The 21523-nt window shown below is 64.1% G+C and carries 24 protein-coding genes; 1 reads left to right on the top strand and 23 read right to left on the bottom strand.

What is annotated here, in order from left to right; all coding sequences use genetic code 11:
• Window positions 1–46: 46 nt before the first annotated feature.
• From AC3WL2_RS09230 to trmJ, 21 genes are all read right to left on the bottom strand, one after another.
• Window positions 47–838, bottom strand: a complete 792-nt coding sequence (locus tag AC3WL2_RS09230; RefSeq protein ID WP_102682069.1) for an amidohydrolase — start codon at window positions 836–838, stop codon at window positions 47–49.
• A complete protein-coding gene (locus tag AC3WL2_RS09235) occupies window positions 826–1974 on the bottom strand; it encodes a pyridoxal phosphate-dependent aminotransferase (protein ID WP_102682070.1) in 1149 nt (382 codons plus the stop codon). The genes AC3WL2_RS09230 and AC3WL2_RS09235 overlap by 13 nt, the downstream gene beginning before the upstream one ends.
• 200 nt (window positions 1975–2174) lie before the next feature.
• A complete protein-coding gene (gene der, locus AC3WL2_RS09240) occupies window positions 2175–3638 on the bottom strand; it encodes a ribosome biogenesis GTPase Der (RefSeq protein ID WP_102682071.1) in 1464 nt (487 codons plus the stop codon).
• 117 nt (window positions 3639–3755) lie between these two features.
• Entirely contained in the window at window positions 3756–4925 is a 1170-nt protein-coding gene (gene bamB / locus AC3WL2_RS09245; protein WP_094011722.1) for an outer membrane protein assembly factor BamB, read from the bottom strand.
• On the bottom strand, window positions 4900–5541 hold the full coding sequence (locus AC3WL2_RS09250) for a tetratricopeptide repeat protein (protein WP_038706767.1): 642 nt from the start codon (window positions 5539–5541) through the stop codon (window positions 4900–4902). The genes bamB and AC3WL2_RS09250 overlap by 26 nt, the downstream gene beginning before the upstream one ends.
• A 38-nt stretch (window positions 5542–5579) precedes the next feature.
• Window positions 5580–6869, bottom strand: coding sequence for a histidine--tRNA ligase (gene hisS / locus AC3WL2_RS09255; protein ID WP_102682072.1), 1290 nt, complete (start codon window positions 6867–6869; stop codon window positions 5580–5582).
• A 24-nt stretch (window positions 6870–6893) separates the two neighbouring features.
• Window positions 6894–8003 (bottom strand): flavodoxin-dependent (E)-4-hydroxy-3-methylbut-2-enyl-diphosphate synthase, encoded by a 1110-nt coding sequence (ispG, locus tag AC3WL2_RS09260; protein WP_011532347.1) that lies wholly within the window; start codon window positions 8001–8003, stop codon window positions 6894–6896.
• 3 nt (window positions 8004–8006) lie between these two features.
• Window positions 8007–9056 carry a RodZ domain-containing protein gene (locus AC3WL2_RS09265; protein ID WP_102682073.1) on the bottom strand — a complete coding sequence of 350 codons (1050 nt, stop codon included), beginning with the start codon at window positions 9054–9056 and terminating at the stop codon, window positions 8007–8009.
• On the bottom strand, window positions 9053–9814 hold the full coding sequence (pilW, locus tag AC3WL2_RS09270; protein WP_102682074.1) for a type IV pilus biogenesis/stability protein PilW: 762 nt from the start codon (window positions 9812–9814) through the stop codon (window positions 9053–9055). Before pilW ends, AC3WL2_RS09265 begins: the two co-directional genes overlap by 4 nt.
• Before the next feature lie 14 nt (window positions 9815–9828).
• Window positions 9829–10971 carry a dual-specificity RNA methyltransferase RlmN gene (rlmN, locus tag AC3WL2_RS09275; protein ID WP_102682075.1) on the bottom strand — a complete coding sequence of 381 codons (1143 nt, stop codon included), beginning with the start codon at window positions 10969–10971 and terminating at the stop codon, window positions 9829–9831.
• Between the two features lie 28 nt (window positions 10972–10999).
• Window positions 11000–11425 (bottom strand): nucleoside-diphosphate kinase, encoded by a 426-nt coding sequence (gene ndk, locus AC3WL2_RS09280; RefSeq protein WP_023630072.1) that lies wholly within the window; start codon window positions 11423–11425, stop codon window positions 11000–11002.
• 89 nt (window positions 11426–11514) lie between these two features.
• The gene (gene iscX / locus AC3WL2_RS09285; protein ID WP_102682076.1) at window positions 11515–11715 is read right to left on the bottom strand and encodes a Fe-S cluster assembly protein IscX; all 201 of its coding nucleotides are present in this window, start codon (window positions 11713–11715) and stop codon (window positions 11515–11517) included.
• Window positions 11716–11725: 10 nt separating this feature from the next.
• The gene (fdx, locus tag AC3WL2_RS09290; RefSeq protein WP_046854253.1) at window positions 11726–12067 is read right to left on the bottom strand and encodes an ISC system 2Fe-2S type ferredoxin; all 342 of its coding nucleotides are present in this window, start codon (window positions 12065–12067) and stop codon (window positions 11726–11728) included.
• A 3-nt stretch (window positions 12068–12070) separates the two neighbouring features.
• Window positions 12071–13933: a Fe-S protein assembly chaperone HscA gene (hscA, locus tag AC3WL2_RS09295; protein WP_102682077.1), complete on the bottom strand. Its 1863-nt coding sequence runs from the start codon at window positions 13931–13933 to the stop codon at window positions 12071–12073.
• Between the two features lie 43 nt (window positions 13934–13976).
• Window positions 13977–14498, bottom strand: a complete 522-nt coding sequence (gene hscB / locus AC3WL2_RS09300; protein WP_102682078.1) for a co-chaperone HscB — start codon at window positions 14496–14498, stop codon at window positions 13977–13979.
• A gap of 8 nt (window positions 14499–14506) precedes the next feature.
• Complete coding sequence (iscA, locus tag AC3WL2_RS09305; RefSeq protein WP_023630636.1) at window positions 14507–14830, bottom strand: iron-sulfur cluster assembly protein IscA; 324 nt, start codon at window positions 14828–14830, stop codon at window positions 14507–14509.
• Window positions 14831–14855: 25 nt separating this feature from the next.
• Window positions 14856–15242 carry a Fe-S cluster assembly scaffold IscU gene (gene iscU, locus AC3WL2_RS09310; protein WP_023630637.1) on the bottom strand — a complete coding sequence of 129 codons (387 nt, stop codon included), beginning with the start codon at window positions 15240–15242 and terminating at the stop codon, window positions 14856–14858.
• A gap of 46 nt (window positions 15243–15288) precedes the next feature.
• Window positions 15289–16503 (bottom strand): IscS subfamily cysteine desulfurase, encoded by a 1215-nt coding sequence (locus AC3WL2_RS09315; protein WP_023630638.1) that lies wholly within the window; start codon window positions 16501–16503, stop codon window positions 15289–15291.
• Between the two features lie 44 nt (window positions 16504–16547).
• The gene (iscR, locus tag AC3WL2_RS09320; RefSeq protein ID WP_023630639.1) at window positions 16548–17039 is read right to left on the bottom strand and encodes a Fe-S cluster assembly transcriptional regulator IscR; all 492 of its coding nucleotides are present in this window, start codon (window positions 17037–17039) and stop codon (window positions 16548–16550) included.
• Between the two features lie 168 nt (window positions 17040–17207).
• Window positions 17208–17996 (bottom strand): serine O-acetyltransferase, encoded by a 789-nt coding sequence (gene cysE / locus AC3WL2_RS09325; RefSeq protein WP_102682079.1) that lies wholly within the window; start codon window positions 17994–17996, stop codon window positions 17208–17210.
• Between the two features lie 3 nt (window positions 17997–17999).
• Complete coding sequence (trmJ, locus tag AC3WL2_RS09330) at window positions 18000–18755, bottom strand: tRNA (cytosine(32)/uridine(32)-2'-O)-methyltransferase TrmJ (RefSeq protein ID WP_102682080.1); 756 nt, start codon at window positions 18753–18755, stop codon at window positions 18000–18002.
• A 151-nt stretch (window positions 18756–18906) separates the two neighbouring features.
• On the opposite strand from trmJ, the gene suhB reads away from it, so the two are divergent.
• Window positions 18907–19725, top strand: a complete 819-nt coding sequence (gene suhB / locus AC3WL2_RS09335; RefSeq protein ID WP_046854248.1) for a type III secretion system regulator SuhB — start codon at window positions 18907–18909, stop codon at window positions 19723–19725.
• 209 nt (window positions 19726–19934) lie between these two features.
• On the opposite strand, the gene AC3WL2_RS09340 is transcribed toward suhB, so the two are convergent.
• Together AC3WL2_RS09340 and secF are read right to left on the bottom strand one after the other, a co-directional pair.
• Entirely contained in the window at window positions 19935–20483 is a 549-nt protein-coding gene (locus AC3WL2_RS09340) for a glycine zipper 2TM domain-containing protein (RefSeq protein WP_102682081.1), read from the bottom strand.
• A gap of 121 nt (window positions 20484–20604) precedes the next feature.
• Entirely contained in the window at window positions 20605–21513 is a 909-nt protein-coding gene (gene secF / locus AC3WL2_RS09345) for a protein translocase subunit SecF (protein WP_102682082.1), read from the bottom strand.
• Window positions 21514–21523 lie beyond the last annotated feature (10 nt).

The following is a 21523-nucleotide window of genomic DNA, read 5'->3' on the forward strand; positions in this document are numbered from 1 at the left end:
TGCGGTTCGCCGCCGCGACTTGCCAGCGATGAGGCCCGCGCAGCAATCAATGCAATTCGAAGGTATCGGCATCCATGTTGGCCGGGAACCGCGCCCGATACGCGGCCAGCTCCGCCGCCCGCAGCACCACGGTGAACACCCCGTCGGCCTCGCCCGCGCTGAGCAGGCTCTCACCCTGGAAGTCCAGCACCTGGCTGTCGCCGGAGTAGGCAAAGCCCTTGCCATCGGTGCCGATCCGGTTCACCGCTGCCACGAAGCACAGGTTCTCGATGCCCCGTGCCGGCAGCAGCCGGTTCCAGTGCAGGCGCCGCGCCGCCGGCCAGTTGGCGGTGTACAGCAGCAGGTCGGTGTCCTGCGCATCGCGACTCCACACCGGGAAACGCAGGTCGTAGCAGATCAGCGGGCGAATCCGCCAGCCCTTGAGCTCGAATTGCACCTGGCGCTCGCCCGGAGTGTAGTGCTTGTGCTCGCCGGCCATGCGGAACAGGTGGCGCTTGTCGTAATGCAGGATCTCGCCATCGGGCCGCGCCCACAGCAACCGGTTGCGATGGCTGCCGTCGGCGGCCTGGATGATCACGCTGCCAGTGATCACGGCGTTGGCTTTCTTCGCCTGGGCCTTGAGCCATTTGTAGGTAGGACCGTTTTCCGGCTCGGCCAGGCTTTCGGACTCCATCGAAAAGCCGGTGGTGAACATTTCCGGCAGGACCACCAGGTCCACCTCGCCGGCCTGGGTGATCAGCTCCTCGAAGTGCGCGTAGTTCGCCTCGCGGTCGTGCCAGGCCAGGGTGGTCTGCACCAAGGCGATTTTAAGGTTCGGCAGTTGGCTCAGATCGCGCATAGTCTTTCCGCTGCCTGGCGCAGCGTCTCCTCGCGTTTGGCAAAGCACAGGCGCACCAGGCGTTGCTCGGGGATGGGTTGCTGGTAGAACACCGACACCGGAATGCTGGCCACGCCATGCTCCTGGGTCAGCCACAGAGCCATGTCGACGTCGTTCAGGTCGGGGCGGATCTGCGAGTAGTCCACCAGTTGGAAATAGGTGCCTGGGGTACGGGTGAAGCTGAAGCGCGAGCCTTGCAGCAGGTCGCAGAACAGGTCGCGCTTGGCCTGGTAGAAGCCCGGCAGTTCGTCGATATGCTCAGGGTGCTCGGCCATGAAGTCGGCCAGGGCGCACTGCAAGGGCGTGACGCCACAGAAGTTGACGTACTGGTGCACCTTGCGCAATTCGGCGCTGAGCGCCGGTGGCGCGACCACGTAGCCGGTTTTCCAGCCGGTGACGTGATAGGTCTTGCCAAACGAGCTGATGACGAAGGCTTTGCTGTACAGCTGCGCGTGGGCCAGCACGCTGGCGTGGCGCACGCCGTCGTAAATCAGGTGCTCGTAGACTTCGTCGCTGACCAGGTAGATATCGCGGTCGCCGATCAACGCAGCCAACTGGTCCAGGTCGTCGCGGCTGATCAAGGCGCCGCTTGGGTTGTGCGGCGAATTGAGGATGACCATGCGCGTGCGCGGGCTCAGGGCGTCGCTGAACTTCTGCCAGTCGATGCTGAAGCTGCCGTCGCGCAGCGGCACATGCACGCAGCGGCCACCGGCCAGCTCCACCGACGGCTCGTAGCTGTCGTAGCTGGGGTCGAAGACGATCACCTCGTCACCGGGATGGATCACCGCCTGGATCGCGCAGAAGATCGCCTCTGTGGCGCCCGGGGTGATGGTCACTTCCTGGTCGGCATCCACTGCCACGCCATACAGCCGGGCGATCTTGGCTGCAACCTGCTGGCGCAGGGCTGGCAGGCCGGTCATCGGCGAATACTGGTTATGCCCGGCTGCCACATGGCGGCCAACGGCATCGAGCAAGGCCGGGGGGCCGTTGAAGTCAGGGAAGCCCTGGGACAGGTTGAGCGCACCGGTCTGCATGGCCAGTTGCGACATGGTGGTAAAGATGGTCGTGCCGACGTTCGGCAGTTTGCTGCGGATCATGGAGCCCTCTTTCCTGGGGTTTGTCCGGCACGGGGGTGGATCCGAGCATAGCGGAACGAGCGGTCAGGAAAAAGGTTGAAACAATAGGGGGATTGCGGTGGATCAAAGGGCCCTATCGCCGGCAAGCCGGCTCCCACAGGTATTGTGGCTTGTGCATACGCTGTGGGAGCCGGCCTGCCGGCGATGAAGCCAGCACGGAATCAGCGCTTGTCGCGGCGCTTCTTCTCGGCCTTCTTGTGGTGCGACATCAGGCGGCGCTTCTTGTTGACCTGGCGATCGGTGAGGGTGTTCTTGTTGCCCTCGTACGGGTTCTCACCGCCCTTGTACTCGATGCGGATCGGCGTGCCGACCAGCTTGAGCACGCGGCGGTAGGTGTTCTCCAGGTAACGCGAGTAGGACTTGGGCACCTTCTCGGTCTGGTTGCCGTGGATCACGATCAGCGGCGGGTTGGCGCCACCGAGGTGGGCATAGCGCAGCTTGATGCGGCGGCCGTTGACCAGCGGCGGTTGGTGCTCGCTGATGGCGTCTTCGAGGATCTGCGTCAGGCGGCTGGTCGGCCAGCGGGTAACCGCCGACTTGAACGCGGCCTGCACCGACTTGTACAGGTGGCCAACGCCGGTGCCGTGCAAGGCGGAGATGAAGTGGATGTCGCAGAAGTCGACGAAGAACAGCCGGCGCTCAAGCTCGGTTTTCACATAGTCGCGCTCGCCCGGCTCCATGCCGTCCCACTTGTTCAGTGCGATGACGATCGCCCGGCCAGCGTCGAGGGCGAAGCCCAGCAGGTTGAGGTCGTGGTCGACCACGCCTTCGCGAGCGTCCATGACGAAGATCACCACGTTGGCGTCCTTGATCGCCTGCAGGGTCTTCACCACCGAGAACTTTTCGACTTCCTCGTGGATCTTGCCGCGCTTGCGCACGCCGGCGGTGTCGATGAAGGTGTACTTCTCGCCATCGCGCTCGAACGGGATGTAGATACTGTCGCGGGTGGTGCCAGGTTCGTCGTACACCACCACACGCTCTTCACCGAGCATGCGGTTGACCAGCGTCGACTTGCCCACGTTCGGGCGGCCGATGATGGCGATCTTGATACCGTCCTTTTCGCTCGGGCCGGGAATGCGCACGGCCTCTTCGCCTTCGGCGACGTCCTGGTCGAGGGCTTCTTCTTCGGCGTCACGCGGAATGTGGCCGAGCACCGACTCCATCAGGGCGTTGATACCACGGCCCTGGGAGCCGGCCACCGGGATGGCGTTGCCCATGCCCAGCGGCGAGAACTCGGCGCGGGCGATGTCGGGGTCGATGTTGTCGATCTTGTTCGCCACCAGCACAGCCGACTTGTTCCGCTTGCGCAGGTGGTCGGCGATCATCTGGTCGGCGGCGGTCATGCCGGCACGGGCGTCGACCAGGAACAAGACGTAGTCGGCTTCCTCGATGGCCATCAGCGACTGCTCGGCCATCTTCTCGTCCATGCCTACTTCGTCGCCGGTGATACCACCGGTGTCGATCAGGATGAACGAGCGACCCTGCCAGCTGGCATCACCATACTGGCGGTCACGGGTCAGGCCCGACAGGTCACCGACGATGGCATCGCGGGTCTTGGTCAGGCGGTTGAACATGGTGGATTTGCCGACGTTGGGGCGGCCCACCAGGGCGATTACGGGAACCATGCGGCTCTCCACTCTTGAATTCTTGAAAATGCAAAGGCCGCTGCAAGGCAGCGGCCGGAGTTCGGGCGGCGTTTCCTACGCCGCAACCTGAGCCCGCGAACGGGCCCAAGCATAGCTTCAGCGGATGGTCAGTGCCTCGAGCTTGCCGCTGTTGCCAAAGACGTAGATGGTGTCGCCGACCACGAGTGGGCGGGCGCGCAGGCCATCGCTGTCGATACGCTCACGGCCGACGAAACGGCCATCGACCTGGCTGAGCAGGTGCAGGTAACCTTCGAAGTCACCGACAGCCACATAGCTGGAGAACACTTCCGGCGCCGACAACTGACGACGGGCCATGGAGTCGTTGCTCCACAGCGAGCTGGAGGAACGCTCGTCGACGCTCTGCACGGTGCCCGACGCTTCGCTCACGTAGACGTTGCCGAAGCCCTGGGCGACACCCACGTAGCTGGAAGCATCGCGCTGCCACAGCACGCGGCCGCTTTCCAGGTCCAGGCCGGCGACGCGGCCCTGGTAGGTGCTGACGTACAGGGTGCCACCGGACAGCAGCAGGCCGCCGTCGATGTCCACCACGCGGTCCAGCTCGGAACGGCCCTGCGGAACGGCCACGCGGCTTTCCCACACTGGCACGCCGTTGCTGATGTCGACCGCCACCACCTTGCCGGTTGAGAGGCCGGCAACGGCCAGGCGGTTGGTCACCACCGGCGCGCCGGTACCGCGCAGGGTCAGCACGGCCGGGCTGTTCTCGTAGATCCAGCGACGGTCGCCCGTGGCGGCGTCGAAGCCGACCAGGCGGTCGTCCTGGGTCTGCACCACCACCACGTCGCCATTGTTGGCGGGCGGAGCCAGCACTTCACTGGAGACGCGGGAGCGCCAGCGCTCCTCGCCGGTGCTGGAGTCCAGGGCAATGACCTCGCCCTTCAGGGTACCCAGCATGACCAGGCCATAGCCCACGCCCACGGCGCCGGAAACCGGCAGCTCGAGGTCCTTCTTCCACACCACGTCACCGGTGATGCGGTTCAGCGCGAAGACCTCGCCGTTGACGTCGGAAGCGTAGATGCGGTCGTTCTCGATGGCCGGCACCAGGGTGTTGTAGGTCTCACCCTGGCCGTCACCGATCGAACGGCTCCACTGCTTCTTCAGCACCACTTCCTCGGTGAACTTGGTCAGCTCGGCCGGGGGCAGTTCCTTCTTGCTGTTGCTGCTGCAACCCGCCGCCAGGACGGCGAGGGTGAGCACTGCTGCTTGTTTCCAACCCTTCACTTCAGGCGTCCCCTTTGGCCAGGTCATCCAGCTTCAGTTGCAGGCCACCGATCGCGGCGTCGTCGGACAGCGCGGCCTTGGCTTTTTCGTAGGCGCCGTGCGCGTCGTCGGCGCGGCCCAGCTGCACCAGCAGGTCGCCCTTGAGTTCTTCACGGCTGGCCAGGAAGGCCTTGTCGGTGTCGCCGTCGAGCAGCTTGAGGGCGTCCTCGGCCTTGTCCTGGGCCGCGAGCACGCGGGCCAGGCGCTGGCGCGAAATCTCGCTCAGGGTGGCGTCGGCCGGCTTGTCCATCACGCTTTTGAGTTCGCTCGCCGCGTCGTCCAGCTTGCCGCTCTCGACCGCCACCTTGGCGACGAACAGGCTGCCGTACTGGGCGTAGGCGGTGCCGCCGAACTCGCTCTTGAGCTTGCCGGAAAGCTCCGCCACCTTGCTCGCGTCAGGCTTGCCATCTGGCGTCAGCGAGGTTTCCAGCAGGGCCTGATACAACGCCGAAGCGCCTTGCGACTGGTTGGCCTGATACTTGTGCCAGGTCTGCCAGCCCATCACCACCACACCGGCCAGCAGGGCGCCGGTCAGCAGTGGCTTGCCGTTGCGGTTCCACCAGTCCTTGGCCGCTGCCAGGCCTTCATCATCGGTACTCGACACCCCAATACTCCTATTCGCCTATTCGTTGTCGGACCGCATCACGCCTGGGCGATCGCGGTTTCCAGGTGCGCAGCAAGCGCATCCCAGGCAATGTTCTGTTGTTCGCCCTGGCCGCGCAGGGGCTTCACGCCAATCTCTTGCTTGGCCAGCTCGTCGTCGCCGAGGATCAGGGCGAACAGCGCGCCGCTCTTGTCGGCCTTCTTGAACTGGCTCTTGAAGCTGCCGCCACCGGCATTGACCGCCAGGCGCAGGTTCGGCTGGAGGTCGCGCAGGCTTTCGCTCAGGCGCAGGCCGGCCAACTCCGCCTGTTCGCCAAAGGCGCACAGGTAGACGTCGATGGTACGGCTGATCGACTCAGGCACCTTGCCCAGGGTCTCCAGCAGCAGGATCAGACGCTCGATGCCCATGGCAAAACCGACGCCCGGGGTGGGCTTGCCGCCCATCTGCTCGACCAGGCCGTCATAACGGCCACCGGCGCAGACGGTGCCCTGGGCGCCGAGCTTGTCGGTGACCCACTCGAACACGGTCTTGCTGTAGTAGTCCAGGCCGCGGACCAGCTTGGTGTTGATCACGAACGGAATGCCGGCGGCGTCCAGGCGGGCCTTCAGGCCCTCGAAGTGCACGCGGGACTCTTCGTCCAGGTAGTCTTCGAGCTTCGGTGCGCCAACCAGTACCGCCTGGGTGTTCTGGTCCTTGCTGTCGAGGATGCGCAGCGGGTTGCTCTTCAGGCGGCGCTGGCTGTCTTCGTCCAGTTGTTCGAGGCGGGCCGACAGGTACTCGACCAGCGCATCGCGGTAACGCGCGCGGGCTGCGCTGGTGCCCAGGCTGTTGAGCTGCAGCTCGACCGCATCCTGGATACCCAGCAAGCCCCACAGACGCCAGGTCAGCATGATGAGTTCGGCGTCGACGTCCGGGCCGTCGAGGTTGAACACCTCCACGCCGATCTGGTGGAACTGGCGGTAGCGGCCCTTCTGCGGCCGCTCGTGGCGGAACATCTGGCCGATGTACCAGAGCTTCTGCACCTGGCCGTTGCCGGTAATGCCGTGCTCGAGCACGGCACGCACGCAGGCGGCGGTGCCTTCGGGGCGCAGGGTGAGCGAGTCGCCGTTGCGGTCCTCGAAGGTGTACATCTCCTTCTCGACGATATCGGTGACTTCACCGATAGAGCGCTTGAACAGCTCGGTGAACTCGACGATCGGCGTGCGGATCTGGCTGTAGCCGTAGCTGTCCAGCAAGCCGGCCACGGTGCCCTCGAAGTAGCGCCACAGCGGCGACTGGTCGGGCAGGATGTCGTTCATGCCACGGATGGCTTGCAGCGATTTGCTCACGAATAGTCCTTACGAATCTGTGTATCAGCCGCGGGCGATCAGCGCCGCGTCGGCCTCGGCCTTCTCGGCCGCTTTCTGGCGGATGAGCTTTTCCAGCTCGTCGACCAGGTTGTCGTTGTTCAGCTTCTGCGATGGCTTGCCGTCGATATACACCAGGTTCGGCGTGCCGCCGGTCAGGCCCACGTGCGACTCTTTGGCCTCGCCCGGGCCGTTGACCACGCAACCGATCACCGCCACGTCCAGCGGCACCAGCAGGTCCTCCAGGCGCCCTTCCAGTTCGTTCATGGTCTTGACCACATCGAAGTTCTGCCGCGAGCAGCTCGGGCAGGCGATGAAGTTGATGCCACGGGAACGCAGGTGCAGCGACTTGAGGATGTCGTAGCCGACCTTCACTTCCTCGACCGGATCGGCGGCCAGGGAAATGCGGATGGTGTCACCGATGCCTTCGGCCAGCAGCATACCTAGGCCGACGGCGGATTTCACCGTCCCCGAGCGCAGGCCGCCGGCTTCGGTGATGCCTAAGTGCAGCGGCTGGATGATCTGTTTGGCCAGCAGGCGGTAGGCTTCGACGGCCATGAACACGTCGGAAGCCTTGACGCTGACCTTGAAGTCCTGGAAATCCAGGCGGTCAAGGTGCTCGACGTGACGCAGGGCCGATTCGACCAGCGCCGCCGGGGTCGGCTCGCCGTACTTCTTCTGCAGGTCCTTTTCCAGGGAGCCTGCGTTGACGCCGATGCGGATCGGGATGCCACGGTCGCGGGCGGCATCGACCACGGCGCGCACACGGTCTTCACGGCCGATGTTGCCCGGGTTGATGCGCAGGCAGTCGACGCCCAGTTCGGCCACGCGCAGAGCGATCTTGTAGTCGAAATGGATGTCGGCGACCAATGGCACGCTGACCAGTTTCTTGATTTTGCCGAACGCCTCGGCGGCGTCCATGTCCGGTACCGAGACACGGACGATGTCCACGCCGGCATCGACCAGGCGCTGGATCTGCGCCACGGTGGCGGCGACATCGTTGGTGTCGGTGTTGGTCATGCTCTGCACCGCGATGGGCGCATCACCACCCACCGGCACATTGCCGACCCAGATCTTGCGGGATTCGCGACGTTTGATCGGAGATTCGCCGTGCATGACTTACTGTCCCAACTTCAGGCGAGCGGTTTCGCCACTGGTGAACGGGGCGACATCGACCGCCTGGCCGTTGTAGCTCACCTGGGCGCCGCGGGCGAAGCCCAGGCGCACCGCGAACGGTGGCTTGCCGGTCAGTTCCAGGCTGTCGCCCTTGCGCTTGATGGCGCTGAACAGCACCTTGCCGTTGCCGTCGGTGACCTGGGTCCAGCAATCGGCGGTGAATTGGATATGAACCTTGGCGCTGCCGGCCGGGGCCGGCGTGGCTTCAGCGGGCGCAGCCGGCGCGACCGCGGCGGTGGCCGCGACGGCTGTGGTTGGCGCGGCGGCGGCAGGCACGGCGGGGGTGACCACGGCAGGCGCGGCTGGCGCGACAACCGGTGCCACAGGCGCGGCGGCAGTCGGCGCGGCGCTGGTGGCTGGCGTTGCAGGTGCCACGGAGGCGACTGGCGCCTGGGCCTCGGCGACCGGTGTCTGCTCGGCGCTGTTCGGTTCCAGCGGCAGGGCCTGGCCTTCGGCCTGCTGGCCCTCGCTCACGGCCTGGTCTTCCGGCTCGTCCAGCGGGTGAATCTGCGTGGTGCCGTCGGCGCTCTCGACCTCGACGTGCTCCAAGGCGATCTTGGCCAGGTCCTTGCCGCGCAGGTTGCTCTGGTCCTGCCACCAGAAGAAACCGCCGCCGACCACGGCGACCAGCAGCAACAGGCTGACCACGCGCAGGATGTTGTGCGACAGGCGCACCGGCTCTTCGATACGGCCGAGCGCGTGCACCTCACTGCCTTTGGCATGGGTCCCGGTGATCTGGTCGAAGGCCTCGACCAGGGGCGCCTGGTCCATGTCCATCAGCTTGGCGTAGGCGCGGATGTAGCCACGGGCGAAGGTATGCCCGGGCAGCTTGTCGAAGGCGCCGTTTTCCAGGTTGTTCAGCGAAGATACCGTGAGGTTGAGCTTGCGAGCGACCTCGGCCTGGCTCCATTCGCGTTTTTCGCGGGCCTGGCGCAAGACGTCACCGGGGTTCTGGCGAGTCGCTGCTGCTACTTCAGTGTGCGCGGCTTTCATCGTTGCTCCGACAGGTATTGCTGATATTCCGGCGTACCGGGATAAAGTCGTTGTAATTGCTGGCCCAAGCGAGCCGCGGTGCCCTGCTCGTCAAGGGCAAGTGCCAGGCGATGGCCCAGCAGCAGGCTGCGGGCATTCTGGTCGCTCAGCTGGCTGAATCGATCGTAGTAATTCCGGGCCGGCACATAATGCCTGTTTTCGTAGGACAACTCAGCCATTTCGAGCAAAGCCTTCGGTTGCCGCTGATTGAGCCGAAGGGCCTTCTCCAGGTATTCGTGCGCCTGTTCACCCTGCCCCCGCTTCAAGGCGGTGAGCCCGAGGTTCTCGTAGACCCGCGAACGTTCAGGATACAGGGTATCGGCGGCAGCCTGGAGGAACATCGCGTGGGCTTCGTCGAATCGGCCCTGAGCATATAGGAAACTGCCGTAGTTGTTGCGGATTCGCGTGTCATCCGGGCGGATGGACAAGGCCTTGTCGAAGTGCTCGCCGGCCAGGGCAGGCTCGCCCTCGGCCTGGAACACCAAGGCCAGCGCCGCATGGGCATCGGCATCGCGGGCGTCGAGGGCCAAGGCCTTGGCCAGAGGGGCCTTGGCGCGTTCGGTCAAACCTTGTTGCAAATACCCCAGGCCCAACTGCACATAGGCATGCCCCGCCGCCTCACGCCCCTGGCGGTTGGCCAGGGGGTCACCCGCGCCGCCGGACACGCAGCCGGCCAGCAGCGAAAGCGTCAGGATCGACAGCGCGGTGCGCAGGCTCATGGGGCAGGTGCTCGTCAGGGGCGCGCGGCGCTGTCTTGCGGCTCGTCGGCGGCCAGCTGACGCACGGCGATGTAGCGCTCGCTGCGGCGGGTGCGGTCGTTGACCTGGCCCACCAGCTGGCCACATGCGGCGTCGATGTCGTCACCGCGGGTGGTGCGCGTGGTCACGTTGAAACCGCCGTGGTGCAGCAGGTCCTGGAAGCGGCGGATGGCATTGTTGCTCGGCCGCTCGTAGCCGGAGTGCGGGAACGGGTTGAACGGGATCAGGTTGATCTTGCACGGCACATCACGCAGCAGCTCGATCATCTGCGCGGCGTGCTCGGGCTGGTCGTTGACGTCCTTGAGCAGGGTGTACTCGATGGTCAGCACACGCTTGCCGCCGAGGGTGGACATATAGCCCATGCACGACTCCAGCAGCATCTTCAGCGGGTACTTCTTGTTGATCGGCACCAGCTTGTTGCGCAGCTCGTCGTTCGGCGCGTGCAGCGACAGGGCCAGGGACACATCGATGTGCTTGGCCAGCTCGTCGATCATCGGCACCACGCCCGAGGTGGACAGGGTGACGCGCCGCTTGGAAATGCCATAGCCCAGATCTTCCATCATGATCTTCATGGCGGCGATGACATTATCGAAATTCAGCAAGGGCTCGCCCATGCCCATCATGACCACGTTGGTAATCGCGCGGTCGATCTTGGCCGGGACGGTCCCGAAGGATTTGTTCGCAAGCCACACCTGGCCGATCACTTCGGCGGCGGTGAGGTTGCTGTTGAAGCCTTGCTTGCCGGTGGAGCAGAAACTGCAGTCCAGGGCGCAGCCAGCTTGCGACGACACGCACAGCGTGCCGCGATCGTCGGTGGGGATGTAGACGGTCTCGACGCAGCTGCCGGAGGCAACGCGGATCACCCACTTGCGGGTGCCGTCGGCGGAAATGTCTTCGCTGACCACTTCCGGACCCCGAATTTCGGCAACGGCCTCGAGCTTTTCGCGCAAGACCTTGCCGACGTTCGTCATGGCGGCGAAATCATCGACGCCAAAGTGGTGAATCCATTTCATCACCTGACCGGCACGGAAGCGCTTCTCCCCGATTGAGTCGAAGAACTGTTCCATTTCCGCCAGGGTAAGCCCCAGCAGGTTGATCTTGTCAGTCGATGTCGTCATGGATTCACCCTCACTCGTAAGCCTTCGCTTAGCGAGTGGTTACCTCGGTAGCAGCGAAGAAGTAAGCGATTTCGCGAGCGGCAGCGGCTTCGGAGTCCGAACCGTGAACAGCGTTGGCGTCGATCGACTCGGCGAAGTCAGCACGGATGGTGCCGGCAGCAGCTTCTTTAGGATTGGTGGCGCCCATCAGCTCACGGTTGGCCAGAATGGCGTTTTCGCCTTCCAGAACCTGCACAACAACAGGGCCCGAAGTCATGAAGGCAACCAGGTCACCGAAGAAGCCGCGCTCTTTGTGCTCAGCGTAGAAGCCTTCGGCTTCGGCTTTGGACAGCTGCTTCATTTTCGAAGCGACGACGCGCAGGCCGGCTTTCTCGAAGCGAGTGGTGATCTCGCCGATGACGTTCTTGGCAACGGCGTCAGGCTTGATGATGGAGAAAGTACGTTGAACAGCCATGGAAAACTCCAGAATATTGAGTGTTGCGAAAAATTAAACCCGCGAATTATACGCGGGTTCCAGGGGATTGCCTAACCTGCAGCGTGCGCTCAGTCGGCTTCTTCGATCCAGGCCGCCTGGATGGCCTCGAGAACCTTCTCACCGCAACGCGACGGATCGTCATCGAATTCAGGCAGCGCCATCACCCAGGCGCGCAGATCGACGAAATTCACGTAATGAGGATCGACCTCAGGCTTGCTTTCCGCAAGCTGGATAGCGATCTCAAGTACATCAACCCATTTCAGACTCATGTACAAAACCTCAGTGCGGCGCTTCTGCGGCGTGGTTGAGCGAATACTTGGGGATCTCGATGGTGAGGTCCTCATCGCCGACGACCACCTGGCAACCCAGGCGCGACTGCGCCTCCAGGCCCCAGGCCTTGTCCAGCATGTCTTCCTCCAGCTCATCGGCCTCCTCAAGGGAGTCGAAGCCCTTGCGGATGATGCAATGGCAGGTGGTGCAGGCCTTGACGCCGCCGCAGGCGCTTTCCATCTCGATGTGATGGTCGTGGGCCAGTTCCAGGATATTGGTCCCGGACGGCACTTCCACGGTCAGCCCTTCGGGGCAGAACTTCTCATGCGGCAGGAATGTCACCAGCGGCATCGATTACTCCTCGATCTCATTCAGGTTGCGCCCGGCCAGTGCGGCTTTGACCGTCGAATCAAGGCGACGGGCGGCAAATGCATCGGTCACCTGCGACAGACGCTTGGTCTGTTGCTCGATGGCAGCGCCATCGGTGCCGCTCAGCAAATCACGTAGTTCCTGCATCTGGAATTCGATCGCTTCGCGCTCGTCGCTGCTGAGCAAGCGTTCGCCATCGGCGTCCAGGGCGCCCTGCACCGCTTCGAGCAGGCGCTCGGCGTCGACCTGGTGCTCGCGCAGTTGGCGCGCGTGCTTGTCGGAGCCGGCATGCTCGAACGAGTCCTTGAGCATGCGGGCGATCTCGCCGTCGGTCAGGCCATACGATGGCTTGACCTGAATGCTCGATTCCACGCCCGAACCCAGCTCGCGGGCCGCGACGCTGAGCAGGCCGTCGGCGTCGACCTGGAAGGTCACACGGATCTTCGCGGCACCGGCCACCATCGCCGGGATGCCGCGCAGCTCGAAGCGTGCCAGCGAGCGGCAATCGCTGATCAGCTCGCGCTCACCCTGCAGCACGTGGATCATCATGGCCGACTGGCCATCCTTGTAGGTGGTGAACTCCTGGGCGCGGGCCACCGGGATGGTGGTGTTGCGCGGGATCACCTTCTCCATCAGCCCGCCCATGGTCTCGAGGCCGAGCGACAGCGGGATAACGTCCAGCAGCAACAGCTCGCCGCCTTCGCGACGGTTGCCAGCCAGGGTATCAGCTTGGATCGCGGCACCAATGGCCACCACCTGGTCCGGGTCGATCGAGGTCAGCGGGGTACGGCCAAACAGTGCGCCGACCGCCTCGCGCACACGTGGCACGCGGGTCGAACCGCCGACCATGACCACCGCGCCGACTTCTTCGAGCTCGACGCCGCTGTCACGCACGGCACGACGGCAGGCCTTGAGGCTGCGGGCGACCAATGGCTCGATCATGGCGTCGAAAGCCACCCGGCTCAGCTCGCCCTGCCAGGCGCCGTGGCTGACACCGACCACATCGGCGTCGGTCAGGGCTTCCTTGGCCGCGCAGGCAGCCTGCAGCAGCTGGCGCTGGGTGGCCGGGTCGAGGTCGGAGGACAGCCCCGCCTGCTCGATGATCCAGCCGGCGATGGCGTGGTCGAAATCATCGCCGCCCAGGGCGGTATCGCCACCGGTGGCCAGCACCTCGAAGACACCGCCGGTCAGGCGCAGGATGGAAATATCAAAGGTACCGCCGCCCAGGTCGTAGATCGCCACCAGGCCTTCGGCATTCTGGTCCAGGCCATAGGCCACGGCCGCCGCAGTGGGCTCGTTGAGCAGGCGCAGGACGTTGAGGCCGGCCAGCTTGGCGGCATCCTTGGTCGCCTGGCGCTGGGCATCGTCGAAGTATGCCGGCACGGTGATCACCGCCCCCACCAGCTCGCCGCCAAGGGTTTCCTCGGCGCGCTGGCGCAACACCTTGAGGATATCGGCCGACACTTCCACCGGGCTCTTCGGGCCCTGGACGGTGTCGATGAATGGCATGTGCGACTCGCCACCGACGAAACGGTACGGCAGTTGCTCGCCCAGCTGCTTGACGTCGGCCAGGCCGCGCCCCATCAGGCGCTTGACCGACAGGATGGTGTTCAATGGGTCGCTGGAGGCGGCATCGCGGGCAGCCTGGCCCACTTCATTGCGGCCTTCGAGATAACGCACAGCCGAGGGCAGGATCACCTGGCCCTGGTCATCGGGCAACGGCTCGCTGCGCCCGCTGCGCACGGCGGCGACGAGAGAATTGGTGGTGCCCAGGTCGATGCCCACCGCCAGGCGGCGCTGGTGCGGTTGAGGGCTCTGACCGGGTTCGGCGATCTGCAGTAGGGCCATGCTTATCTGAGTACCTTAGGCGTCATCACGGGCGACGCCGGGGTTAATCGTCGAGGCGCTCTTCGAGTTGGCGCACTTCTTGGGCGAGCTTGTCGAGGAACTGCATGCGGCGCATCAGGCGCTCGGCCTTGTCGCGCTGGGCTGCATCGTCCCAACAGTCGGCGAAGTCATTGTTCAGTGCGTCCTGGGCACCCTTGAGGCGCTTCTTGAACACACCAACACCGTCAAGATCGGCTTCGTCCTGCAACTCTTCGAGCTCTTCGCGCCACTGCATCTGCTGCAGCAGGAAGTCCGGGTCATGCACCGTGACTTCCTGAGGCACTTCGTGGCCACCGATGGCCAGCAGGTAACGGGCGCGACGCGGCGCGCTGCGCAAGGTCTGGTAGGCGTCGTTCAATGCTGCGGACTTTTCCAGGGCGACACGCTGCTCACGCTCGGAAGCGTCGGCGAAGCGGTCAGGGTGGACCTCACGGGCCAGTTCACGATAGCGAACGGCCAGTTGGTCGAGGTCCAGGCGAAAAGCCGGTTGCAGGTCGAACAGGGCGAAATGGCAAAGAGTACCCACAGCCAGCCTCAAACGTTGAAGCTTTCGCCGCAGCCACACTCACCGCGCACGTTGGGGTTGTTGAACTTGAAACCTTCGTTCAACCCTTCCTTGACGAAGTCCAGCTCGGTGCCATCGAGGTACACCAGGCTTTTCGGGTCGATGATGACCTTCACGCCATGGTTCTCGAACACCTGGTCTTCGGCGGCGAGCTCGTCGACGAACTCCAGCACGTAGGCCAGGCCCGAGCAGCCGGTGGTGCGCACGCCCAGGCGAATGCCCTCACCCTTGCCGCGCCCGTCGAGGGAGCGGCGAATGTGGTTGGCGGCGGCTTCTGTCATGCTGATAGCCATCGGAACTCCTTACCTCGCAGTCGACTTAGACCAAGCCTTTCTTCTGCTTGTAATCGCGAACAGCGGCCTTGATGGCATCTTCGGCGAGCACGGAGCAGTGGATCTTGACCGGCGGCAATGCCAGCTCTTCAGCCAGCTGGGTGTTCTTGATGGTCTCGGCCTCGTCCAGGGTCTTGCCCTTCATCCACTCGGTGGCGAGGGAGCTGGAGGCGATGGCCGAACCGCAACCGTAGGTCTTGAACTTGGCGTCTTCGATGACGCCCTGCTCGTTGACCTTGATCTGCAGGCGCATCACGTCACCGCAGGCCGGGGCGCCGACCATGCCGGTACCGACATCCGGATCGTCGGCGTTCATCTTGCCGACGTTGCGCGGGTTTTCGTAGTGGTCGATGACCTTTTCACTGTATGCCATGGTGCAATTCCTTCCTCATCAGGGAGCCGCTCTTGCCGGCGACTGCTTAGTGGGCGGCCCACTCGATCTTGGAGATGTCGACGCCGTCTTTGTACATGTCCCACAGCGGCGACAATTCGCGCAGCTTGTTCACGGCCTCGCAGACTTTCTGCGCGGCGTAGTCGACTTCTTCCTCGGTGGTGAAGCGACCGAAGGAGAAGCGGATCGAGCTGTGCGCCAGCTCGTCGTTGCGGCCCAGGGCGCGCAGGACGTAGGACGGCTCGAGCGAAGCGGAGGTGCAGGCCGAACCGGACGAAACAGCGATGTCCTTGAGCGACATCAGCAGCGACTCGCCTTCGACGTAGTTGAAGCTCAGGTTCAGGTTGTGCGGAACGCGCTGGGTCTGGCTGCCGTTGACGTACAGCTCTTCGAGGTCCGAGACCTGCTTGAAGAAGCGGTCGCTCAGGGCCTTGATGCGCACGTTTTCAGCGGCCATTTCCTGCTTGGCGATGGCGAAGGCTTCGCCCATGCCGACGATCTGGTGGGTCGGCAGGGTGCCCGAACGCATGCCGCGCTCATGGCCACCGCCGTGAATGATGGCTTCCAGGCGCACGCGCGGCTTGCGGCTGACGTACAGCGCGCCGATGCCTTTGGGGCCGTAGACCTTGTGCGCGGAGAACGACATCAGGTCGACCTTGAGCTTTTGCACGTCGATCTCGACCTTGCCGGCCGACTGCGCGGCGTCGACATGGAACAGTACACCGCGCGAACGGGTCAGTTCACCGATGGCGGCGATGTCGTTGATCGAGCCGACTTCGTTGTTCACGTGCATCAGCGAGACCAGGATGGTGTCGTCGCGCAGGACGGCTTCGACCATCGCCGGGGTGACGATGCCGTCTTCACCCGGCTCGAGGTAGGTGACCTCGAAACCTTCACGCTCGAGCTGGCGAGCGGTATCCAGGACCGCCTTGTGCTCGATCTTGGAGGTGATGATGTGCTTGCCCTTGGTCTGATAGAAGTGCGCCACGCCTTTGAGGGCGAGGTTGTCGGACTCGGTGGCACCGCTGGTCCAGACGATCTCGCGCGGGTCGGCGTTGATCAGTTCGGCGACCTGGCGGCGGCCGTTCTCGACTGCTTCCTCGGCTTTCCAGCCGAACACGTGGGAGCGCGAGGCCGGGTTACCGAAGTTCCCGTCAACCAGCAGGCACTCGGCCATCTTCTGGGCGACACGGGGATCGACCGGCGTGGTCGCGGAGTAATCGAGGTAGATCGGCAACTTCATTGAGTATCTCCTATCAGGCGGTGGCGTCGCTCGTCGCTGCAGTTTCAGTCGACGGCGGACGTCTCAATCTTGTCCAGCTGGGCGGTTCGGCCTGCGACGCGGCGCAGGTCCTGGCGCTGGGCGACTTCCTGCACCTCGCGGCGCATGACGAGGTCGGCCAGGCTGATGCCACTGAGGAATTCATGGATCTGCTGGCTCAGGTCACACCACAGGTGGTGAGTCAGGCAGGTATCACCGGCGTGGCAATCCCCCAGGCCCTGGCAACGGGTGGCATCGACCGATTCGTTGACCGCGTCGATGACCTGGGCCACCTGGATGGTTTCCATGCCTCGCGACAGCTGGTAGCCGCCGCCTGGGCCGCGAACGCTGGATACCAGGCTGCTGCGGCGCAGCTTGGCGAACAGCTGCTCCAGATAAGAGAGGGAAATGCCCTGGCGCTCGGAAATATCGGCCAAAGACACCGGCCCCTGCTGCGCGTGCAACGCCAGGTCAAGCATGGCGGTCACGGCGTATCGGCCTTTGGTAGTCAGTCGCATGGCGTATGGGTACCACGGGAGTTACAGGATGTGTGCGAGTATGCGATTCCCGAGCATTTAAGTCAACTATAAGACCTAGTGCTTTAGTCGGGTATGCATGCGGGAGGCGGCCGCGAGTGTAGCAGACAAGGGGCGCGAGCACACGCCCCTTGTATCGGGCCGGCGCAATCAATGCGACCGAGTGTCGCCCTGCTTCAGCTCGACGCAGGCCTCGGCGAAGTCGTCGTCGGGCAGCGCTGGCAGCTCCTTGGCGCAGTAGTCACTGCCCATCCGGGTCAGCGCGCCACACATGCCCTCCAGGCGCTCGTCGACGGCCTGCAGGTGGTCGAGCATCTGGCCGATGGCGCGCGCCACCGGGTCCGGCATGTCGCCACTGACGCCATAGGCGTCGAAGCCGATCTTCTCGGCCATGGCCTTGCGCTTGGCCTCGATGGCGTCATCCTCGGTCTTGACGATGATCCGCCCCGGGATGCCTACCGCCGTGGCGCCGGCCGGCACCGCCTTGGTAACCACCGCGTTGGAGCCGATCTTGGCCCCGGCGCCCACGGTGAACGGGCCGAGCACCTTGGCCCCGGCACCGACCACGACGCCGTTTTCCAGGGTCGGGTGACGCTTGCCCTTGTTCCAGCTGGTGCCCCCGAGGGTGACACCCTGGTAGAGGGTCACGTCGTCGCCGATCTCGGCGGTTTCGCCAATGACGATGCCCATGCCGTGATCGATGAAGAAGCGCCGGCCGATGGTCGCGCCCGGATGGATTTCGATACCGGTCAGCCAGCGGCCGAAGTTCGACACCAGGCGCGCCAGCCACTTGAAATCGCGCTTCCACAGGGCATTGCCCAGGCGGTGCAGCCAGATGGCGTGCATGCCCGGGTAGCAGGTCAACACCTCGAAGGCATTGCGCGCGGCGGGGTCACGATGGAAAACACTTTGAATATCTTCACGCAGACGCTCGAACATCGTTCAGTCCTTCCGTTTATGCGGCTCGCCCCGGACAACTTTCTGGGTCTCGGTGAGGATGCCGCGCAAAATGCTCATTTCCGTACGCTCGACCGAGCTGCGCCCATACAGCCGACGCATGCGCGGCATCAGGTGCTTGGGCTTGGCTGGGTCGAGGAAGCCGATGTCCACCAGGGTTTTTTCCAGGTGGTCATAAAACAGCTCCATTTCGTCCATGGTCGCCAGTTCATTGGCGTCCGCCTTCTCGACCTTGGGCGCCGCGTCCGGCACCGCCAACGAGGCCATGCGCACCTCGTAGGCGAGCACCTGGACCGCGGCGGCCAGATTCAGCGAGCTGAAGTCGGGATTGGAGGGAATGTGCACGTGGAAGTGACATCGCTGCAGTTCTTCGTTGGTCAGGCCGGCGTGTTCGCGACCGAACACCAGGGCGATTTCTTCGCCGGCCAGGGCGTGCTCCACCGCCTTGGTGCCGCACTCACGGGGACCGATCAGCGGCCAGGGAATGCTGCGCTCGCGGGCGCTGGTGCCCATGACCAGGCTGCAGCCGACCAGCGCCTGCTCGAGGCTGTCGACCACCTGGGCGCCGGCCAGCACGTCGTCGGCACCCGAGGCGCGCGCCGAGGCATCGGCGGCCGGGAATTCTTTCGGCTGCACCAGCACCAGGCGCGACAAGCCCATGTTCTTCATGGCACGCGCAGCGCCGCCGATGTTGCCGGGGTGGCTGGTATTGACCAGGACAACACGAATATTTTGCAGCAAGGTGTCGTGCTCTCGGATGCAGAAAAAGGAGGGTTCGATCTTACAGAACCGACCAGCGTAACGCCATGAAAGCAAATGTGACACTTCTGTCGTCAAAGATTTCTGCTAGAATGGCCGGCTTTCCTCTTTAACATCTCCAGGTGACCTTCCCATGCAGCCTATGCTGAATATCGCCCTGCGCGCCGCTCGCAGCGCCAGTGAACTGATTTTCCGCTCCATCGAACGCCTGGACAGCATCAAAGTCGACGAAAAGCAGGCCAAGGACTACGTGTCCGAGGTTGATCGCGCCGCCGAGAAGGTCATCGTCGAAGCCCTGCGCAAGGCCTACCCGAACCACTCCATCCAGGGCGAAGAAACTGGCCTGCACGCCGGCACCGGCGAGGAAGGCAAGGACTATCTGTGGATCATCGATCCGCTGGACGGCACCACCAACTTCCTGCGTGGCGTGCCGCACTTCGCTGTCAGCATCGCCTGCAAATACCGCGGCCGCCTCGAGCACGCCGTGATCGTCGATCCGGTTCGCCAGGAAGAATTCACCGCCAGCCGTGGCCGTGGCGCCCAGATCAATGGCCGTCGCCTGCGCGTCAGCTCGCGCACCAGCCTGGAAGGCGCCCTGCTGGGTACCGGTTTCCCGTTCCGTGACAGCCAGATGGCCGACCTGGACAACTACCTGGGCATGTTCCGCGCCCTGACTGGCCAGACCGCCGGCATCCGCCGCGCCGGTTCCGCCAGCCTGGACCTGGCCTATGTCGCCGCCGGCCGCTTCGACGCCTTCTGGGAGTCGGGCCTGTCCGAGTGGGACATGGCCGCAGGCGTGCTGCTGATCCAGGAAGCAGGCGGCCTGGTCAGCGACTTCAACGGTGGCCACGAATTCCTCGAGAAAGGCCACATCGTCGCGGGCAACATCAAGTGCTTCAAGGCCGTGCTGACTGCCATCCAGCCGCACCTGCCGGAACACATGAAGCGCTAAGCGCCGATTGCGAGCACAAAAAAAGCACCTCTCGAGGTGCTTTTTTTGTGCCGCCGTTTTTAGGAAATCACCAGCGTGGAGCGGGCTTGACCCGCGATCACCGGCAAAGCCGGTGCCATACACCGCATCGCGGGGCAAGCCCGCTCCCACGCTGTTCCTGCTAAATCAGCACGGTGCGAACAGTTCCTTGAGATGAATCCGCAAAAGGCTCACTGCCCCGGCTGGTTCTGACTCAGGATCAGCTTGCCGTTCTTGTCCAGCGGGATGGTCGAGCCCGGCTCATGATCCATCTTCACCTTGCCAACCTGGTCACCGATGGAATAGGTCACGTTGTAGCCCACGACCTTGTCGCTGATGTCATTGACCGTGTTGCAACGGGTTTGCGTGGTGGTGTAGGTGTCACGCTCTTGCATGCCTTCCTGCACCTTGTTGCCGGCATAGCCGCCGCCGACCGCGCCGGCCACGGTGGCAATCTTCTTGCCGGTACCGCCGCCGATCTGGTTACCCAACAGGCCACCAGCAATGGCGCCGACCACCGTACCGGCGATCTGGTGCTGGTCCTTGACCGGCGCCTGGCGCGTCACGGTGACATCCTTGCAGACCTCGCGCGGCGTCTTCACCTGCTGCTTGATCGGCTGCACGTCGGTGACCTGGGCGTACTCAGGCCCCTTGTTCACCAAGCTGTAGGTCGCCACAGCACCTCCGGCAGTCACACCGACAGCACCCAGAACCGCACCCACCAGCATTGATTTGTTCACGTGAACCTCCTGATCGTACCCGCGGGCATAGGGCCCGCCTTCTCCCAGCCTTGGAGCAAAAAAAAAGGCGCGAGTTCAACACTCGCGCCTTTCTTTACGCCAGACGGCGTGGGGCGAAGCCTTACGGGCGCTCGTCCACACCCTCGGCCTTGACCGGCGGGATCAGGTCTTCGCTGCTCAGGTTCAGCCAGATCAGCACCACGTTGGCGATGTAGATCGACGAGTAGGTACCCGCCATGACACCGATGAACAGCGCCAGGGAGAAGCCGAACAGGTTGTCACCGCCGAAGAACAGCAGCGCGGCGATGGCCAGCAAGGTCGACACCGAGGTGGCGACGGTCCGCAGCAGGGTCTGGGTGGTCGAGATGTTGATGTTCTCGATCAGCGAGGCCTTGCGCAGCACGCGGAAGTTCTCGCGCACCCGGTCGAACACGACGATGGTGTCGTTGAGCGAATAGCCGATGATCGCCAGCACCGCCGCCAGCACCGTCAGGTCGAAGGTGATCTGGAAGAACGACAGGATGCCCAGGGTGACCACCACGTCGTGGATCAGCGAGATGATCGCGCCGACCGCGAACTTCCACTGGAACCGGAACGCCAGGTAGATGAGGATGCCGCCCAGGGCCAGGAGCATGCCGAGGCCGCCCTGGTCACGCAGCTCTTCGCCCACCTGCGGGCCGACGAACTCGACGCGCTTGACCGTGGCCGGGTTATCGCCACCGATCTTCTGCAACGCCTCGGCCACACGGTTGCCCAACTGCGGGTCATCGCCCGGCATGCGCACCAGCAGGTCGGTGGTGGCGCCGAAGCTCTGCACCACGGCATCGTGGAAGCCGGAGCCAACCAGCTCGGTACGCACCTTCTCCAGGTCCGCCGGGCGCTCGTAGGTGAGCTCGATCAGCGTGCCGCCGGTGAAGTCCAGGCCGAAGTTCAAGCCCTTGTGCCACCAGCTGAACAGCGCCAGCACGGTAAGGAGCACGGTGATGGCGAACGCGACATTGCGCACGCCCATGAAGTTGATGGTTTTCATCGCAGCTCCC

It is taken from the genome of Pseudomonas sp. FW305-96 (genome assembly GCF_058783825.1).

Coding starts and splice junctions, on each gene's coding strand:
- bamB (WP_094011722.1), bottom strand. CDS start 4,925: ATGACCTGGCCAAAGGGGACGCCTGAAGTGAAGGGTTGGAAACAAGCA.
- ndk (WP_023630072.1), bottom strand. CDS start 11,425: ATGGCTGTTCAACGTACTTTCTCCATCATCAAGCCTGACGCCGTTGCC.
- AC3WL2_RS09235 (WP_102682070.1), bottom strand. CDS start 1,974: ATGATCCGCAGCAAACTGCCGAACGTCGGCACGACCATCTTTACCACC.
- AC3WL2_RS09315 (WP_023630638.1), bottom strand. CDS start 16,503: ATGAAGTTGCCGATCTACCTCGATTACTCCGCGACCACGCCGGTCGAT.
- iscR (WP_023630639.1), bottom strand. CDS start 17,039: ATGCGACTGACTACCAAAGGCCGATACGCCGTGACCGCCATGCTTGAC.
- secF (WP_102682082.1), bottom strand. CDS start 21,513: ATGAAAACCATCAACTTCATGGGCGTGCGCAATGTCGCGTTCGCCATC.
- ispG (WP_011532347.1), bottom strand. CDS start 8,003: ATGCACGGCGAATCTCCGATCAAACGTCGCGAATCCCGCAAGATCTGG.
- AC3WL2_RS09265 (WP_102682073.1), bottom strand. CDS start 9,056: ATGAAAGCCGCGCACACTGAAGTAGCAGCAGCGACTCGCCAGAACCCC.
- cysE (WP_102682079.1), bottom strand. CDS start 17,996: ATGTTCGAGCGTCTGCGTGAAGATATTCAAAGTGTTTTCCATCGTGAC.
- fdx (WP_046854253.1), bottom strand. CDS start 12,067: ATGCCGCTGGTGACATTCCTGCCGCATGAGAAGTTCTGCCCCGAAGGG.
- suhB (WP_046854248.1), top strand. CDS start 18,907: ATGCAGCCTATGCTGAATATCGCCCTGCGCGCCGCTCGCAGCGCCAGT.
- der (WP_102682071.1), bottom strand. CDS start 3,638: ATGGTTCCCGTAATCGCCCTGGTGGGCCGCCCCAACGTCGGCAAATCC.
- iscA (WP_023630636.1), bottom strand. CDS start 14,830: ATGGCTATCAGCATGACAGAAGCCGCCGCCAACCACATTCGCCGCTCC.
- iscU (WP_023630637.1), bottom strand. CDS start 15,242: ATGGCATACAGTGAAAAGGTCATCGACCACTACGAAAACCCGCGCAAC.
- iscX (WP_102682076.1), bottom strand. CDS start 11,715: ATGAGTCTGAAATGGGTTGATGTACTTGAGATCGCTATCCAGCTTGCG.
- hscA (WP_102682077.1), bottom strand. CDS start 13,933: ATGGCCCTACTGCAGATCGCCGAACCCGGTCAGAGCCCTCAACCGCAC.
- rlmN (WP_102682075.1), bottom strand. CDS start 10,971: ATGACGACATCGACTGACAAGATCAACCTGCTGGGGCTTACCCTGGCG.
- pilW (WP_102682074.1), bottom strand. CDS start 9,814: ATGAGCCTGCGCACCGCGCTGTCGATCCTGACGCTTTCGCTGCTGGCC.
- AC3WL2_RS09230 (WP_102682069.1), bottom strand. CDS start 838: ATGCGCGATCTGAGCCAACTGCCGAACCTTAAAATCGCCTTGGTGCAG.